The organism is Pedobacter sp. GQ55 (genome assembly GCF_059758925.1).
Window position 1 is genome coordinate 314,635 of sequence record NZ_JCAXEI010000002.1, and the last position, 15,935, is coordinate 330,569.

Sequence of the window (15,935 nt, forward strand, 5' to 3'; positions counted from 1 at the left end):
CTAAACCCACAATTTGAGATAACAAACTTAACAAACTTGAAGCATTTATTATTAATCCCAACTATTAAAATTAAATTTGTAGTAACAGCAAATGAAAAAAATTCTTGTCATAATAATAGCTCTGTTTACTGCCATCTTAACCCTGGCTTATATGTATTTTTCTGGTCTAAATACGGATCGGGAAAGTAATGACAGTAGTTTATACGCAGCTACAGCAAATTCTGCCCTTATCTTTTCCTTTCAAAACGATAAAAGCATATTTGACATCTTAAAAGGTCAGGATATTTTGCAGGAGATTATCGGAGAAAACAATTTCGCTCAACTGCAATCTATAAAGGACCATATACTATCAGCTCCCGATATCAACCGTATTATTGGCAAACAGAATATATATATTAGTCTCATTCCCGGAAAAGACAAACGTATAGATTTGTTATATAGCACCCAGATAAATCCTGGATCTAACAGAAACCAATTATTGATTTCATTGGCATCTGCTAAATTGCAATTAGATACTTCGCAAAAGATAACGACTATTACTTTACCAGATAGTTTGATATTCTATTTGGGTACTAAAGATAACCTCTTGCTATTATCAAGCTCTGCGCAATCCATTTCAAATGCATTATCTAGCCCAATTAATAGTAACAATAAATTTGTCCAACACATCAAATCAACCACCAGGCTAACAAAAAATAGTCTTGCCGAAGTCTACATCAATTTCAAAATTCTTCCTCAATTGTTAAAATCAACTATGCCGGGAAAACTTAGCGGGGAGCTTTCAGTACTTGATAATTGTAATGCATTTGCATCACTTGTATACAATTTCAGTAAAGAAAAAATATTACTTACTGGTGTAACTCAAAACAGTGCCCCAAATGACTACTACGAGTTGTTCTCTAACTCCAATGCACAAAAAATTACCATAACCAACATTCTACCAGAAAACACAGCCAACTACACTGTTTTTGCCATAGAAAACTATACAGATTGGAAAGGAAAGCTACAAAGCTGGTTCGCCAGTAAAAAGGAAGAGAATAAAGCCGGAGAGGTACTAAAAAATATCAGTGCTAAATACCATATAGATCCAAATCAGATAATACCCAAATACTTCAAAGATCAGCTTATTACCTTTCAGCTAAGTACTACAGAAAAAATTGGAGCAATCAATTTGAGTAACGGCGAAAAAGTTGATCAGTTATTATTAGATCTTAGCACAGATTACGGAGATGGTATAAAGCTATTTAAAGAGGATGATTTTTTGTATGTTTATTTTGGAGAGCCTTTTAAGAAATTTAAAAGACCTTACTACATCATTATAGATAATTACATGGTTTTTGCTAATAATGCCAGTACAGTACAATCTTTTCTAAACAGTTATAAAAACAATCGCCTTTTTATAAATAAAGAAAGCTATGCCAGTAGCATAAATCAACTGCCAAATACTTCCAGCATTAGTTTCGTTATCGACCTCAATAATTCATCAGATATATTTCTTAAAAACATCTACCTTCCTTACTATAAGCACATCACGTCTGAAAAAGGATTAAAAAATTATCAGTCATTTATATACCAACTTAGCGGAGATAATGGTAAATTTCAAACAAATGTTTTGATGAGCAGGAAACTACAACCTTTACCGCAAGATTCATTAATATTAGAAAACGACTCATTATGAGAAAATATCTGATCCTATTCTCATTTCTATTTCTTTTCAACCAACTAAAAGCTCAACAATACGGCCTTTTCAATACCAAAACTTTATTTGATGGATTTGAGAACCCAGCACAAAAAACATTTGTTTTAGATTCTTCGCGCAAATATGCTTCAAATTTCTTTTTACCCTATTTAGGAATAAATGCCATCAATAAAGGCAATGAGGATATAATGCATAAATTAATTAGCACTGGAAAACTTTCAGTAAAGGACATTCCAATCGGAACAAATAAGCTAAACAAGATCTATCAAAATTCCAACATATATTTATTCAATTTCAAGATATTTAAATCCTACAAATACCATAAGGAGATCGGTTTTTCGTGGCAGTTACGAACAGACCTTCATGCAAAATACACTAATGAATCACTTGCAATAATAGATGATTACACCAGGTTCATTAACAGCTCCAATTTAACTCAAAATCCATTTAACAATAGCGGTTATGGTCAATCTTATCATCAATTCAGCTTAACTTACAGAGAAAACTACACCAAAAAGCTTGCTTTCGGTGTTAAAGTTAGTTTACTAAGTGGAATTTCCTATAGCAGCTTAAAGACTAACAATTCAGCTATCCAAGCCGAACCAACGTTGGACAAAATAGCTTTATCGTTAAAAGGAACATATAAATCAAGTTTTCTGGAAACCAAAGAATTAGAAACAAATGACCTGATCCCTACATTTAAAAACCCAGGTCTCGCACTTAGCTTTGGCACAACATACACCTCAAAAAGTGGGGTATTTATTATGGCCAATATAAAAGATCTGGGCGTAATAAGATGGAGCAACAGATCCTATGTAAGCAACTTTGACAACAGGCTTGCTCCTACCATAATCCCCGAAGATGATGATCCAAACACTCCACCCCTCAGTCCGAAGGATAAAGATCAAAGGATAACAAACCAAATTACAGATATTGTAAAAAATAGTGCAGTAAATAAAAGCTTTTATACCCTTACAAATGCCAAGGCTGATTTTCTGATCTCCAAAACATTTAGTTTTTATACACCTAGCTTTATTGTATCAAAAAATCTATTTTATAATGGAGGTGATGCCGCCATTGTAAATAAATTCCGTTATAATGATTTTTCTGTAAGTGCTATTCCAATCTATAATTTCAACAACCTATTCCTTTTTGGAATGCAGGGGATGTATCAAACACCAAACTTTGAGTTCTTTATGGGCTCAGACAATCTCCTTAAGACAACTAGAACCGCTAATGCAGCAATTAAATCTGATACATCCCCAGGATCAGGATATAATGGAGCTTCCTTTTACATAGGATTAGGTATTAAATTCGGTTATACTGTAGAACACCCCCAAAACAGCAGCTATATACCAGGCTTAGATGATCAGGAAACTGGTTTTTTCAAACGAATTTTCAGTGTATTCTCTAAAAAAAGATAATGTGGAATATTACTCTGGCCTCGAAAAGGCTGCGAAGTAAAATAAATCCCCATGTTTAAGGCGCTCGTCACCTCGAACATAGTGAGCGGTCTCTTTCCTGAGTCCTTAGGTTACCAGACATCCATCTCTGCCATATTGTAAGCAATATGGCTCAACAGATCACTCCTATGTTCGAGATAATGAGGAAGAAGAACAAAAGCTTTACTTCTTTTTAGGTGTGGTTAAAACAAAATCTTTCAAGTAAAAGGGCTCAAAATAAGCAACATCTTCAAATCTGGAAGACTCATAGGCCTCATGAGCAAGTTTACTCATGTAAGATGCCGAGTTAAAATTCAGTTCAGAAAATCTTGCATTTTCCTGCTTCAGTACATCAGCACACTTGGCAGCACCGTTACCAATAAAAGTGATTACATTAGTGTTTAATTCCTCGGCAAAGCTCTGCTCATCTATTATTTTAGCAGAAACCGGAGACGCAGTTTTAAGACCATTATCATAAATAGAAGTAAACACCTCCATTCTTCGGGCATCAATCATTGCGCAAATCAGACCACTGTAATCAGGATTTTGAAGCATAAATCCCTGAGCCATCATTTGAAGCGTAGGAATCGCAATTAATGGTTTATCAAGTGCAAAGCATAGTCCTTTTGCGGTAGACACCCCAATACGCAATCCCGTATAAGAGCCTGGCCCCATACTTACTGCGATAGCATCAAGATCCTCAAATTGTAATCCCGTAGAATCCATAGCCCCTTTTATAAACAAAGTTAAGCTACCGGCATGAATATTATTTGCCATTAACTCTTTTAAAGCTATGGTCTTACCATCATGTGCTATTGCAGCAGAACAGACTTGTGTAGCGGTTTCAATTTGAAGTATAGTAGCCATCAGTTTAAATTAAAAATATCATTACGGAACAGGATCATGGCCATGACCACCCCATGGATGACATCGACCAATACGTTTCAAGGTCAACCACCCTCCTTTAAACGGACCATGCTTTTTTATGGACTCAATACCATATTGAGAACAAGTAGGGGTATATCTGCAACTTGCTCCTAATAATGGAGACAAAAACCATTGATAAAGTTTTATCAAGCCTAAAAAAATCCAGCTAATGATCTGTTTAATTATCCCCATCAGCTTTTTTCATTTCATTGGTTCCAACAGCTACAAGCAATTTTTTAAAAACTCCGGACATTTTCTTCTCAAAAAATGAATAATCGTAAATCTGCTTGCCAATAAATTGAACAGAAAGCAATAATAGCTTATTAGAACCGACAAGAGATGAGTAAAGCTGTGATTGCTTCTGAAGGCGATAAACCTCACGGGTACGGCGTTTGATCAAATTTCTGTCTACCGCCTTTTTAAAGCGTTTCTTAGAAACATTAATTACAACCTGCACAGGATATTTGTGTTCTGTATCTACATATAAATAAGATACACGAAAGGGGTATAATAAAAAAGAAGAACCGTTCTTAAATAGCAAGTCAATTAACTTCCTGCTACATAACCGTTCTTCTTTATTAAATGTGTTCATGTTTTTGATCGCAACTTTGCAGATGTTCTGATCTGCTAACACCTAAACGTGCTGCAATCAAAAATTATGCTTTATGACGACGTTCGTCAGAAACTGATAATCTTTTTCTTCCTTTTGCACGACGTGAAGCTAATACTCTTCTACCGTTTGCTGTAGCCATTCTTTCGCGGAAGCCATGCTTGTTTCTTCTCTTTCTTTGCGAAGGTTGGAATGTTCTTTTCATAACTGTATTATATCTTAGACTATTTTTTTAATTAAGAGGTGCAAATATAGTGCGATTTTTTTCTATTTGCAAATAGAATTAGAATTTTCTATAAGCCTAGTGCAGCTTTCAACTTCACATACCCTGTTTTACTCACTGGCAGCCATATATCCGATTTTAAAAGAACAATATAACTATCCTTTTCTTTCAATTCGATCTTTGTAACCTGGGCCAAATTTATAATATAAGAACGATGTATCCTAATGAACTGTGCGGAATCCAAAGTTTGTTCAAAAAAGCTCATTGTTTTATTCTTATGGAATATCCCCTCAACGGTGCTCATTTTCACATAATCATCATCAGCTTCAAGGTAATGGATATCAGAAACAGCAATAATTTTAATTACCCCATTTTTTTTAACTACAACCCTGTTATTTTGTGTTGGGCTAAGTGCTGCTGAATCCAATAGTTCTCTGGTTGATTCATCTCCATTATTACTTAACCTTGATGGCAGTTTCTGCATGGCAAGATCAAATCTGCTCTTTTCTATCGGCTTCAGTAAATAATCGACCGCATTAACTTCAAAAGCCTTAATTGCATACTCATCAAATGCCGTGGTAAATATTACGGCAGGTGGCTTCTCTACCAATTCCAACATCTCAAAGCCATTAATTTTTGGCATTTGTATATCCAGAAAAATAAAATCAGGTTGATGCTGAGTGATTGCCTTAATACCCTCGAACCCATCATTGCACTCAGCCACCACCTCAATATTAGGAAAGTCGCTCAGATAATGTTTCACAATATCCCTGGCCAAGGGTTCATCATCAATTAGTATCGTTCTTATCATTTGCCTGAGGTATTTTAAGCGTTGTTATAAATAAATTATCTTCTGTAGCCTTCGTTTTCAGTAACTTCTCATCAGCGAACAACAAATATAGCCTTCTTTTGATAGCAGACAAACCGAAACCTGTTCCACCAGCTGCCTTCATTTCAGGATCATAAGGGTTTTGTACCATAATCACTAATACATTATTTTCAACCTTTACATGCATAGATATTGTAATTGCGGCCGAGGTATTGTATAAGCCAAATTTTATTGCATTTTCTACTATAGGTTGCAATAATGTGCCTGGCAAACGCAGATTAAGTGTATTCTCATCTACGCTAATATCAATATTTAATCTGTGGCTAAACCTTACTTTTTCTATGTCAAGGTAAAGTTCAATATATTCCATCTCTTCCCCTACACTAACCCAAACCTCATCATCTCGTTTTAAAGTACCTCTTAGAAAGGCCGCAAGCTTAGTGATCATAGTACCTGCCTCTTTGGGATTTACTATAGTGAGTGCGTACACAGAGTTCAAACTATTAAACAAAAAATGCGGTTGCAACTGATGCCTAAGCTTATTTAATTCTGCTTCTTTTGATAAATTCTGAGCAGTGAGTAATCTTTCCTGAGTGGCCGACTGTTCTTCCAGTCTATACCATAAAATATTAGCTAAAGCACACCAGGCTAAAAATATAAATACAATGATAAAGCGAACCAATAAAGACAAGTTTAAAAAACTTTGGTAAGTAAGGTTATCTACGAACAAAAAGTTTAATGCGAACTTACTTGCAAAAGTAATGATCAGAGCCAGCATTAAGGTTAATACCAATATAAACAATATCGTTTCATTTTTAGGTTGATAATAACCCAATAAATTACTCAAAATAATACATGCGACAGCCAGCAGACCATTTGTTATTAAACTATCGGCAACGGAAACAGGCAGACTAAAATTCAGTGTATAATAAAACAGGAACACAAAAATAGCAACCCATGCTAAAAATATAACAAGGGAAAACTTCTGGATCTGTGGTACCGATAGAGGTCTAGTTGTCAAAACAATCTAATTCTGTAGTTGTAAGTTGTATATGTTCTTTTAAGAACGCTTGTCTCTTTTCTATCTGATCTAAAAAAGCAGAAACATCAATTGGTTCATGCATTATCGATGCAATTTCAGCACCGTCATCTGGTGTTTGAATTTCATGCAGATCAGCAATACAAATGAATTTCCAGGTTACCAATTCGCCACCACAGTTTTTAAATGGCGGATGAAAACTATGAGCTGTTTCTTCTGCTTTTAAAAGTGCTTCTGCACTATTTAATGCTAACATCAATCTTAGTTGTTCATCAAACTGCGGTTTGTAATTACCATCACCGCAAACTATTTCATAAATATATCTTACTAAAAACCATTTCATAACATAGGGTTTTAAAAGTTTCTAATGTCCACCCCGCCAAATAATGCCACCCCCTTAATAATTATTATTTTCCTTGGTCCGTCTATCACCTGACCCATTGCACGCTTGTCATCCATACCACCAAAAATGGCAGTAACCTCAGATTTCACTTCCCAACTTGGTGGAATCACGATCTTTAATCCTCCAAATATTGCAACCACCTCCAGAATTATTGTGCCTTCAAAATCTGCTTGCGTTAAGTTAATGTCCGAGCCACCAAAAATGGCAATCACATCTCCTCCTTTAAAATTCTTTGAGTATACATTTTGATGGCTGCCCCCAAACACATTCACAGAATCAAGAATATCATCTTTATTCATATCGCTGTATTCTTTTGGCTCGTCTGTATTTACAGATCCATCAAAGTTTCTGAAACGCGGGTGTTTTTTATTCCATCTTTTTCGCCATCTCTCTTTATCCCATTCGGTTCTTTTGGGTTTAAAAATCATATACAAACCAAGAATAATAAATGCAATAGCGAAATAGTATTTGGACAAGTCAAATTCTCCAATGTCTTCAAGCGTAAAGAATCCTCCTACCAACACCATTATCAACCACCCGCCACCATTGAAATTCCTCTTATAGCCAACCAGCAAACCTATTACAATCAACAGGGTATGCCAGCTGATAACCCAATGAGGGATATCGACACCAAAATTTCTTAAAAAAAACACCAGGCCTACTCCCAATATTATCAACCCACTCCATAATCTGCTAGAACTGTTGTTGTTTGTAAATTTTTCCATTTCCTTATATTTTATATAATTCAGTAAAGTCTATTACAATCTTTATGAATTTTATGCTCTATTTAACTTTTAATGTAATAGTTGTGGATCAAATGTATATAGAAGGAACCCATTAGCCAACATGAATGATTCATATCTGCGCTAAAGATCGGTAAACGTGTATTTTTAATCGGTGAAAATATCCCTTACTTTTAGGACATGAAACATCTCTTTACTATTATTTGCTTATGCCTACCTTTATTTAGTATAGCTCAAACTTCCCAACAATATAAAATTTATGATGTTAAAAACCGAAAAGCCATCTCTATAAATGAATTGGTCAAGGACTTAAACAAGATAGATGTGTTATTTTTTGGGGAAGAGCATAATGATTCAGTAGGGCATACATTGGAACTTGAAATTCTTAAACAGATACATATTGCATATCCCAAAACTGCCCTTTCTATGGAGATGTTTCATACCGATGTACAGCCGGTTATAAATGAATATTTGGGTGGTTATATCTCTGAAAAAAACTTCACTAAAGAAGCAAGAGCATGGAACAACTATAAGGATTACAGACCTCTTATTGAGTATGCAAAAGCCAATAAAATAGACGTAATTGGAGCAAATGGAGCTGCAAGATATAGCAATATGGTTAGTAAATCAGGATTAGATGTGCTAAATACCTTACCGAAGGAATCGAGATCTTATTTACCTCCATTACCCATAGACACTGCAACCGGAAGCTATTACAATAAATTTACAAAGGAACTTGGTGGCCATAATATGGGTAGCATAAAAATATATCAGACTCAAAATTTTTGGGATGCTACAATGGCCTGGTCAATTGCCAGATACATAAAGAAACACAAGGGCACAAAGATACTTCAGCTTAATGGTCGCTTTCATAGTGATGAAGGGCTGGGTGCGTTTGCAAAATTAAAAGATACTTCAAAGAAACTTATCATTTCGAATCTCTCATGCTTCCCTTCGACAGATTATAATAATCCAGATTGGGAAAAATACAAACACCTGGGTGATTATATTATTATAACCGACCCAGGTGTCAAAAAGAGCTTTTAATTTACTTTTTAAGTAGATCTCTGATTTCAGTAAGTAGAGCCTCTTCTTTAGTAGGCCCTGCAGGAGCAGCGGCAACTGCCTCTTGTTTGCGTTTCATAGAATTAATGCCTTTTACAAGCATAAATACGGCTAAAGCAAGTAATAGGAAATTAATAGCTACTGTAATGAAATTACCGTAGGCAAAAACAACAGCTCCAGGAACTTTTCTTGCATCTACAAGTGCCAATCCTTCAGTAACGCTTCCTTTTAGTACTACATACATATTACTAAAATCAACCGAACCAACTATTGCTGAAATTAACGGCATAATAAGATCATTAACAACACTGTCTATGATCTTACCAAAAGCGCCACCGATAATTACACCGACAGCCAAATCCATTACGCTGCCTTTGATGGCAAACTCTTTAAATTCTTTTACAAATCCCATAATAATATAGTAGTTTAGTTATGTTTTAACTAAAAATAGAAAATTAAACATTCATATCAAAGATTTTTTTTTGAAGAAATTCAAAAAAAAGACCGCCCAAGTAGGGCACTAAAAAAGTGGCTCGAAAATAAACGAGAGAAATAAAATTATGAAATAATTGATTTTGACACTCTCAGAGCCGGCTACAGAAAACTTTAGCTAAAAAAACTTCTTACAACTTAAAGAAAACGGGGCAATTCATGATTTATGAGCTGCCACATTTTTGTAAAGGACTTTTTCAGTGCTCTCCATCCAGACCAAGCCATTTTTTAACCTAAATTTAACCTGTTATTGGCACCCCTATGACAGACATCCACCATGGGTCCGCTTGAACCGATACAAAGTTTCAATTATCAATTACAGATTGTTTAAGTGTAATGATGGATGAAACATTTCACTGAAAACGATTGATATATTTCGCTCTGTTTATCAGGTATTTTCTATAATATAATTGTGGCAATTGCTATTATATAAACGAAATGCGTATTTTTGAAGCAGGTATATTAATTACCGGGCCACTTACTCTATGCTTAAACAACATTTACAACAAAAACTCCTTCAAAAATTATCGCCTCAGCAAATTCAATTTATAAAATTGCTGCAGGTACCAACCGTTGCTTTAGATACACGCATTAAAGAAGAATTGGAAGAAAATCCTGCATTGGAAGACCCAAGTTTGATGATTGCAGAAGAGCCTAAAAGTGAGTATGATGATTTAAATGATACACCAGATGATTTTGAAGCTGGACCAAAGGAAGAAAGTGTTGATGAATTTAATGTAGATGATTATTTGCAGGATGATAGTGTAAATGATTACAGTACATCGTACAACAACAATGACGATGACGAAGAAAAAAAAGAAACTCCAATTGCAATTGAAAGTACTTTTTTTGAAAGCTTGCAGGAACAATTAGATCTTGTTCCTCTTTCGGATCAGGACTTTATTATTGGCAAACAAATTATAGGTAGCTTAGATGATGACGGTTATTTACGCCGCCCGATTACATCTATGATTGACGACCTTGCATTTTCTCAAAATGTAATGGTTGAGGAAGAAGATGTTCTTGAAATGCTTAAGGTTATTCAGGCATTTGATCCTCCTGGTATTGCCGCCAGAGATCTGCAGGAGTGTTTAACACTTCAATTAAGACGAAAAGACCCTAATAACCCAATTATTTTAAAGGCTATTGAAATTGTTGAGAATTATCTAGACGAGTTTACAAAAAAACATTACGATAAACTTGAAAAATCCTTGGGTTTAAGCAGTGAAGACCTTAAGGAAATTATTGCTGAAATATTAAGGCTCAACCCTAAACCTGGCGATTCTAATCAGGTAACGACAAAACAATTACAGGTAATCCCTGATTTTCATGTATCAAACAATGATGGTGTTTTAATACTTACACTCAATTCAAAGAATGCGCCAGAATTAAGAGTTAGCCGCTCTTACATTGATATGTTTGATCATTATGACAAAGCAGCTCAAAAAGATAAAAAAATGAAAGAAGCTGTTCAGTTTGTAAAACAAAAACTGGACTCCGCAAAATGGTTTATTGATGCCATTAAACAAAGGCAACAGACCTTGCTTAAAACTATGAATGCCATTATGCAGTATCAATATGAATATCTGCTGACAGGAGATGAGCGTAAAATGCGTCCAATGATATTAAAAGATATTGCAGATAAAATAGACATGGATATCTCAACGGTTTCGAGGGTTGCCAATTCTAAATATGTTCAAACCGAATTTGGTACTTTTCTATTGAAATCGTTCTTTTCTGAAGCCATACAAACAGAAAGCGGCGAAGAGGTTTCAAATAAAGAGGTCAAGAAAATCCTTGAAGATTGTATCGGCAACGAGGATAAACGTAAACCGCTGGCAGATGAAAAGTTAACGGAAATATTAAAAGACAGGGGATACAATATTGCCCGCAGAACTGTTGCCAAGTATAGGGAGCAAATGAATATTCCCGTGGCCCGCCTTAGAAAAGAGCTTTAATATTGCATTACCACATTTTTGTAGTGCTAAACACTTCGTACACATTGTTGAGCTGGAATCCTAAAACTATTTCGTGACTTCCATTTGTAACACGATTCAGATCTGAAGTTACAAAATCGTAAGAATAGGTAAGGTTAATCAGTTTGCTAATATTCACTCCAGCTAATGCTGCGAACGAATCATCTTTACGATAACTTCCCCCTATCCAAAATCGGTCTTTAAAGGACAATTTCATATTGACATCTATTGATACCGGCGTAGGACTCACCTTTTTGAACATCACTGAAGGAGTTGCTGATATCTCCTCAGAGACAAAAAATCTATACCCGGTTGTAATAAAAAAGTGAGGTACCTCCTTCCCAAGATTAAATCCAGGATCATTGACAAATTTTAATTTCTGAGATAAGATTTGCTGCACTGATGCACCTGCAAAAAACCGGGCTCCGTATAACCAAATTCCAAGACCCAAATCAGGCTTAATCTGACTTTCAATAGCATTCCTCGTCGCAGGTTCTATCTCACCTTCATGAAACTGCAATGAGCTCGAATCAAACCCTATCCTGGTTAATCCTGCAGCAACACCTACTGAAAGGTTTAACTGATTGGCCATCTGCAGGTGATAAGCATAAGTAATATTGGCATCTAATCTCGATATCGGTCCAACCTCATCCAACACGGCGATTATTCCCATCCCATGATGTGAAGGAGAAGCAGTGTAGTTTTGCATATAATTTCTGCTCATCGGGTTGTCTCCCTTATCAGGCAATGATAGTGGATTTCTCCATAAATAATCATCGCCGAGCTTCCAGTTTGCTGAAACAAATGAAGTTTGTGGCGCATCATTTATACCAACCCACTGTTTTCTATAACCAACTTTTATGTCTGTATAGTTTTCAATGCCACTAATGGCAGGATTTAACAGGTAATTATTAAAAATATACTGGGTATATTGAGGCCTTTGCTGAGCCAATGCAGCAATATTTAGTAACACAAGTGCCAGAATGATGTATATATTTTTTCTCACGTTATTTCAATAATGTTAAAGCTCCAGTTGCCCTTTTTCTGCCATCGTTTGGATCGATAATATAATAATAAGTTCCAACAGGTAAGGCTTCACCTTTGTACTTCCCATCGAAAGGTACAGTGTAGTAACCTTTGCTAAAAAAAACACGTGCTCCATAACGGGTAAATACCTCCACTGTAGCTTCAGGGCATTCCTCAATGGCATTGATTTCCCAGACATCATTTATTTGATCATCATTAGGACTAAAGGCATTTGGCGGGTGTATATCTTTCGAATAATCTATATAGACCTTGATACGTATCATTTTTGTAATAACATCAGACATACACCCCTCGTCTCTTCCGGTGGCAAACCTAACCGCAAAATTACCCGTTTTCTGATATATATGAGTTGGATTCTGTTCTGTTGATACGTGGCCATCTCCAAAATCCCACAACCACTTATTGAGGGGCTTATCTTCTAAGTTAGAATAGCTTCGGTCTGTAAAGGTAATTAAGGAATCCACAAACCCTTCTGCATCCGTACTTACAATGGGCGTAGGAACGGGGTTTACATCAAAGTCAAAATCATATTCAATTTCAGCACTTAAACAATTATTTTCATTTGGTCTTACGGCTGTGACCTGCATTCTCAATTTACCCAACTCATCAAATATGAAATCCTTGTTGTATAAATATGCATAGGAAGGACCATCTGGAGTAGGTATTATTTGAGGTTCTGGTGTATAATCTGCCTGAGGATCTCCCTCTAAATTCCACTTTATGTTTAATGCCTTATAGGGTAAGACAATTTTAAAATTTGATTTTTGACCAACGCATGCATTTTTTGAATCTGTATTGGTTAGCTGATTATGAATCAAAAGGTAATTGTCGGCAGCTAGATTTGTTCCGGCAGAATACGAATAAGATTCTTTCTCGCCAAAACCATAAGCAATAGCGTTAAAGCCATCGTTAGCGGTTAGTGTTGAACTTATATTATTAATTCTTATCTGTATGCCTGAATATTCCGGATTAGATGATATTACTGACCAGGTGCCATTTTCTGGAGTGGCTCCGTCAATTTTAAAAGTTGATGTGGCTGAGGTTCTCATACTCACGTTAATATAGCGCTCAGAGATGCGCTCTTTTGTGGAGGAGAAAAGCGTGATTGCCTTAATGTTAAACTCTATTGGATTTAGCAGTACCATATCGGGATCGCTTAACATCTCAAGATTTGTTGCAGATGACCAGATTTGACTTAAAGAATATTGTGCAACACTAATCTTCTTATTTGCCTTAATGAACAATGATTCCATTAGAGGCGAGGGGCTCTCGTAAAATTGCCCTTTGTTCAGTGTAAATGTACCTCCATTAAAGTCTACCTGAGTATTATTTTCCTGCGCTAATATCCTTAACAAGAATTTTCTATCTTTAAATGGAACCACCGCATAGTTTTTACCCCAGCTGCTTGGTGGGTATAATTGCTGATATAGCGGATCTCTGGAGTCTTTGTCAGGATCTCCCCTACCAATAGAAACTGAAGTATTTCCAGAGAAAACAGCAAATCGTTTATTACAATTGTCTTGAGAGCGTGGATCTATTTCAACAACTGTACCGGTCAAATCCTGCTGATCAGGTGGCATATATTCATAGACCTCTCCTGCATTGGTAAACGAGACTGGTCTATCCCCCCCTCTGGCATGTATTATTATTTTTGTATTTGGCTCAGTTGCGACAATCGCTAAATAATTTCTGCCTGCCCCATCTTTTATGTTGCCATTTTGAGTATAATTCATTGAAAAATACTGTTGCCCAAGTGCTTCCGTTGGAAGGATTAGAGATGCGGAAGAACGTCTACCTGCATAAATATGTGAATATACAGCTACTTTGGGCATTCCATCCTTGACCTTTATGTGTATCCCCCTTTGAACTTTAATGGTATTTATGTCGTTTAAATCGATGTATGCATCAGCTCGTGGAATAAGAAAAGGTTCAACAATGTTGGCCATAATCTCCTTAGTTTGACTCCAAGCTCCACAGGTCACTGTTACTTCTGAATTATTTTTTGAAGACACATAAATGGTATTGTTGGCGAGCTTTGGTAGTTCCAGATAAAATGCAGGATCATGGGTAGGAAATACTGACCAAAAGTCAGTGCCTTCATTGGATATATTTTGTGCCTGAATACTTAAGAAAAAGGAGAGATGAATTAATGTTAGTAAAGTTATTCTCCAGATTCTCATAGTTGATTGTCTCTTAGATTTAAGGCAATAAATTATTTTGCCTTAGCAAAAATTCTAATTGCTTATTTGCTAATATCAGTTGCTGGGTAAGTTCCCTATTCTCTTTTCTTAAAGAATATATTTCAAAGGCCTTTTCTATATTAATCCTCAGATCTTCATCCATCCATGGTTTTTGAATATATTTATAAACCTGCCCCCTATTTATTGCATCTATAACGGCATTTATATCTGCGTACCCTGTCAAGAGAATTCTTATCGGGTCGGGAAAATCAGGTATAATGGATTCCAAAAATTCGATACCAGTCATAACTGGCATTCTTTGGTCTGTAATAATAACATGAATATTCTCTGCCTCAAGAATTTTTCTCCCTTCTAAAGCAGACTCAGCAGTAAAAACATTAAATAACCTTCTAAACCCGGCTTTAAAAGAATTTAGGTTGTGAAGTTCATCATCTACATACAAAACGTTTATTGAAGCACTGCTGCTCATAATCTCTGAAATGTTTTTTGTTAAATATATTGATATTATAAGTTTTAATGAAGTTTTTTAGCTTAAAAGTTATTTTCTAATAGAACTTTTAATTATTCTAAATAATTGTTTGACTTAAACTCTAGGCTCGTGATTTTTCAGACAGATCAAACTGAACTATTTAAACCTTCTTTGGAGTCTCAAAAGCTATGCTTAAGACAATAACTTCTGTCTCAACATAAACTCTAGTTGCTCATTGACAAGTAGTAGTTCCTCATTTAATTCTTTATTTCTCTCCCTTAAAGAAAATACTTCAAAAGCTTTTTCTAAAGCTAATCGGAGTTCTTCTTCTTGCCATGGTTTAGCAATATATAAATAAACCTGTCCTTTATTGATTGCATCAATAACTGCATTTATATCTGCGTATCCAGTAAGAAGTATTCTAATTGGATCAGGATATTCATCAATGATTGATTCTAAGAACTCTATACCTGTAGTAACAGGCATGCGCTGATCCGTAAGTATGATATTAACATGTTCTTGTTTCAATATTTGCACTGCCTCAGCAGCGGACTCTGCTGTATGAACGTTAAAAAGTCTTCTAAAAGAAGCTTTAAAGGCGTTTAAATTATGTATTTCATCATCAACATACAATACGCTTATTATTTGCCTATCCATAAAACTAAAAAACCATGCTAAATTGTTTAAACTCCTACTTAAGATAGTTAAATATTTAGCAAATATACTATTTTTGTATTTATTGAAATAAATAATTGAGGGCATATTTTTTA

General features: G+C 35.4%; 17 protein-coding genes. 4 read left to right on the forward strand and 13 right to left on the reverse strand.

What is annotated here, in order from left to right; all coding sequences use genetic code 11:
- The first annotated feature begins 91 nt into the window (after window positions 1–91).
- Together AC6CH7_RS06090 and AC6CH7_RS06095 are read left to right on the forward strand one after the other, a co-directional pair.
- The gene (locus tag AC6CH7_RS06090; protein WP_498261841.1) at window positions 92–1,678 is read left to right on the forward strand and encodes a hypothetical protein; all 1,587 of its coding nucleotides are present in this window, start codon (window positions 92–94) and stop codon (window positions 1,676–1,678) included.
- Complete coding sequence (locus tag AC6CH7_RS06095) at window positions 1,675–3,123, forward strand: DUF5723 family protein (protein WP_498261842.1); 1,449 nt, start codon at window positions 1,675–1,677, stop codon at window positions 3,121–3,123. The genes AC6CH7_RS06090 and AC6CH7_RS06095 overlap by 4 nt, the downstream gene beginning before the upstream one ends.
- Before the next feature lie 201 nt (window positions 3,124–3,324).
- Here the strand turns inward: AC6CH7_RS06095 and tsaB are convergent, their stop codons facing one another.
- From tsaB to AC6CH7_RS06135, 8 genes are all read right to left on the reverse strand, one after another.
- Entirely contained in the window at window positions 3,325–4,008 is a 684-nt protein-coding gene (tsaB, locus tag AC6CH7_RS06100; RefSeq protein WP_498261843.1) for a tRNA (adenosine(37)-N6)-threonylcarbamoyltransferase complex dimerization subunit type 1 TsaB, read from the reverse strand.
- Window positions 4,009–4,029: 21 nt separating this feature from the next.
- On the reverse strand, window positions 4,030–4,260 hold the full coding sequence (gene yidD / locus AC6CH7_RS06105; protein WP_498261844.1) for a membrane protein insertion efficiency factor YidD: 231 nt from the start codon (window positions 4,258–4,260) through the stop codon (window positions 4,030–4,032).
- Window positions 4,247–4,660 (reverse strand): ribonuclease P protein component, encoded by a 414-nt coding sequence (gene rnpA, locus AC6CH7_RS06110; protein WP_498261845.1) that lies wholly within the window; start codon window positions 4,658–4,660, stop codon window positions 4,247–4,249. The genes yidD and rnpA overlap by 14 nt, the downstream gene beginning before the upstream one ends.
- 64 nt (window positions 4,661–4,724) lie before the next feature.
- Window positions 4,725–4,883, reverse strand: coding sequence for a 50S ribosomal protein L34 (gene rpmH / locus AC6CH7_RS06115; protein ID WP_055133745.1), 159 nt, complete (start codon window positions 4,881–4,883; stop codon window positions 4,725–4,727).
- 88 nt (window positions 4,884–4,971) lie between these two features.
- Window positions 4,972–5,712, reverse strand: a complete 741-nt coding sequence (locus tag AC6CH7_RS06120; protein WP_294874143.1) for a LytR/AlgR family response regulator transcription factor — start codon at window positions 5,710–5,712, stop codon at window positions 4,972–4,974.
- The gene (locus AC6CH7_RS06125) at window positions 5,690–6,751 is read right to left on the reverse strand and encodes a sensor histidine kinase (protein ID WP_498261846.1); all 1,062 of its coding nucleotides are present in this window, start codon (window positions 6,749–6,751) and stop codon (window positions 5,690–5,692) included. The genes AC6CH7_RS06120 and AC6CH7_RS06125 overlap by 23 nt, the downstream gene beginning before the upstream one ends.
- A complete protein-coding gene (locus AC6CH7_RS06130) occupies window positions 6,741–7,112 on the reverse strand; it encodes a DUF4288 domain-containing protein (protein ID WP_498261847.1) in 372 nt (123 codons plus the stop codon). The genes AC6CH7_RS06125 and AC6CH7_RS06130 overlap by 11 nt, the downstream gene beginning before the upstream one ends.
- Window positions 7,113–7,123: 11 nt before the next feature.
- Entirely contained in the window at window positions 7,124–7,897 is a 774-nt protein-coding gene (locus AC6CH7_RS06135; protein ID WP_498261848.1) for a LiaF transmembrane domain-containing protein, read from the reverse strand.
- A gap of 198 nt (window positions 7,898–8,095) precedes the next feature.
- Between AC6CH7_RS06135 and AC6CH7_RS06140 the strand changes: the two genes are divergently transcribed.
- Entirely contained in the window at window positions 8,096–8,962 is an 867-nt protein-coding gene (locus AC6CH7_RS06140; protein WP_498261849.1) for a ChaN family lipoprotein, read from the forward strand.
- A gap of 1 nt (window position 8,963) precedes the next feature.
- On the opposite strand, the gene mscL is transcribed toward AC6CH7_RS06140, so the two are convergent.
- Window positions 8,964–9,392: a large conductance mechanosensitive channel protein MscL gene (mscL, locus tag AC6CH7_RS06145; RefSeq protein ID WP_498261850.1), complete on the reverse strand. Its 429-nt coding sequence runs from the start codon at window positions 9,390–9,392 to the stop codon at window positions 8,964–8,966.
- A gap of 565 nt (window positions 9,393–9,957) precedes the next feature.
- Between mscL and rpoN the strand changes: the two genes are divergently transcribed.
- Window positions 9,958–11,430, forward strand: coding sequence for an RNA polymerase factor sigma-54 (rpoN, locus tag AC6CH7_RS06150; protein WP_498261851.1), 1,473 nt, complete (start codon window positions 9,958–9,960; stop codon window positions 11,428–11,430).
- A gap of 7 nt (window positions 11,431–11,437) precedes the next feature.
- Here the strand turns inward: rpoN and AC6CH7_RS06155 are convergent, their stop codons facing one another.
- The 4 genes from AC6CH7_RS06155 to AC6CH7_RS06170 form a co-directional block, all read right to left on the reverse strand.
- Window positions 11,438–12,454 carry a PorP/SprF family type IX secretion system membrane protein gene (locus tag AC6CH7_RS06155; protein WP_498261852.1) on the reverse strand — a complete coding sequence of 339 codons (1,017 nt, stop codon included), beginning with the start codon at window positions 12,452–12,454 and terminating at the stop codon, window positions 11,438–11,440.
- A 1-nt stretch (window position 12,455) separates the two neighbouring features.
- Window positions 12,456–14,675: a T9SS type B sorting domain-containing protein gene (locus AC6CH7_RS06160; protein ID WP_498261853.1), complete on the reverse strand. Its 2,220-nt coding sequence runs from the start codon at window positions 14,673–14,675 to the stop codon at window positions 12,456–12,458.
- Between the two features lie 19 nt (window positions 14,676–14,694).
- Entirely contained in the window at window positions 14,695–15,165 is a 471-nt protein-coding gene (locus AC6CH7_RS06165) for a response regulator (RefSeq protein ID WP_498261854.1), read from the reverse strand.
- A gap of 192 nt (window positions 15,166–15,357) precedes the next feature.
- Entirely contained in the window at window positions 15,358–15,822 is a 465-nt protein-coding gene (locus AC6CH7_RS06170) for a response regulator (protein ID WP_498262345.1), read from the reverse strand.
- Window positions 15,823–15,935: the final 113 nt, after the last annotated feature.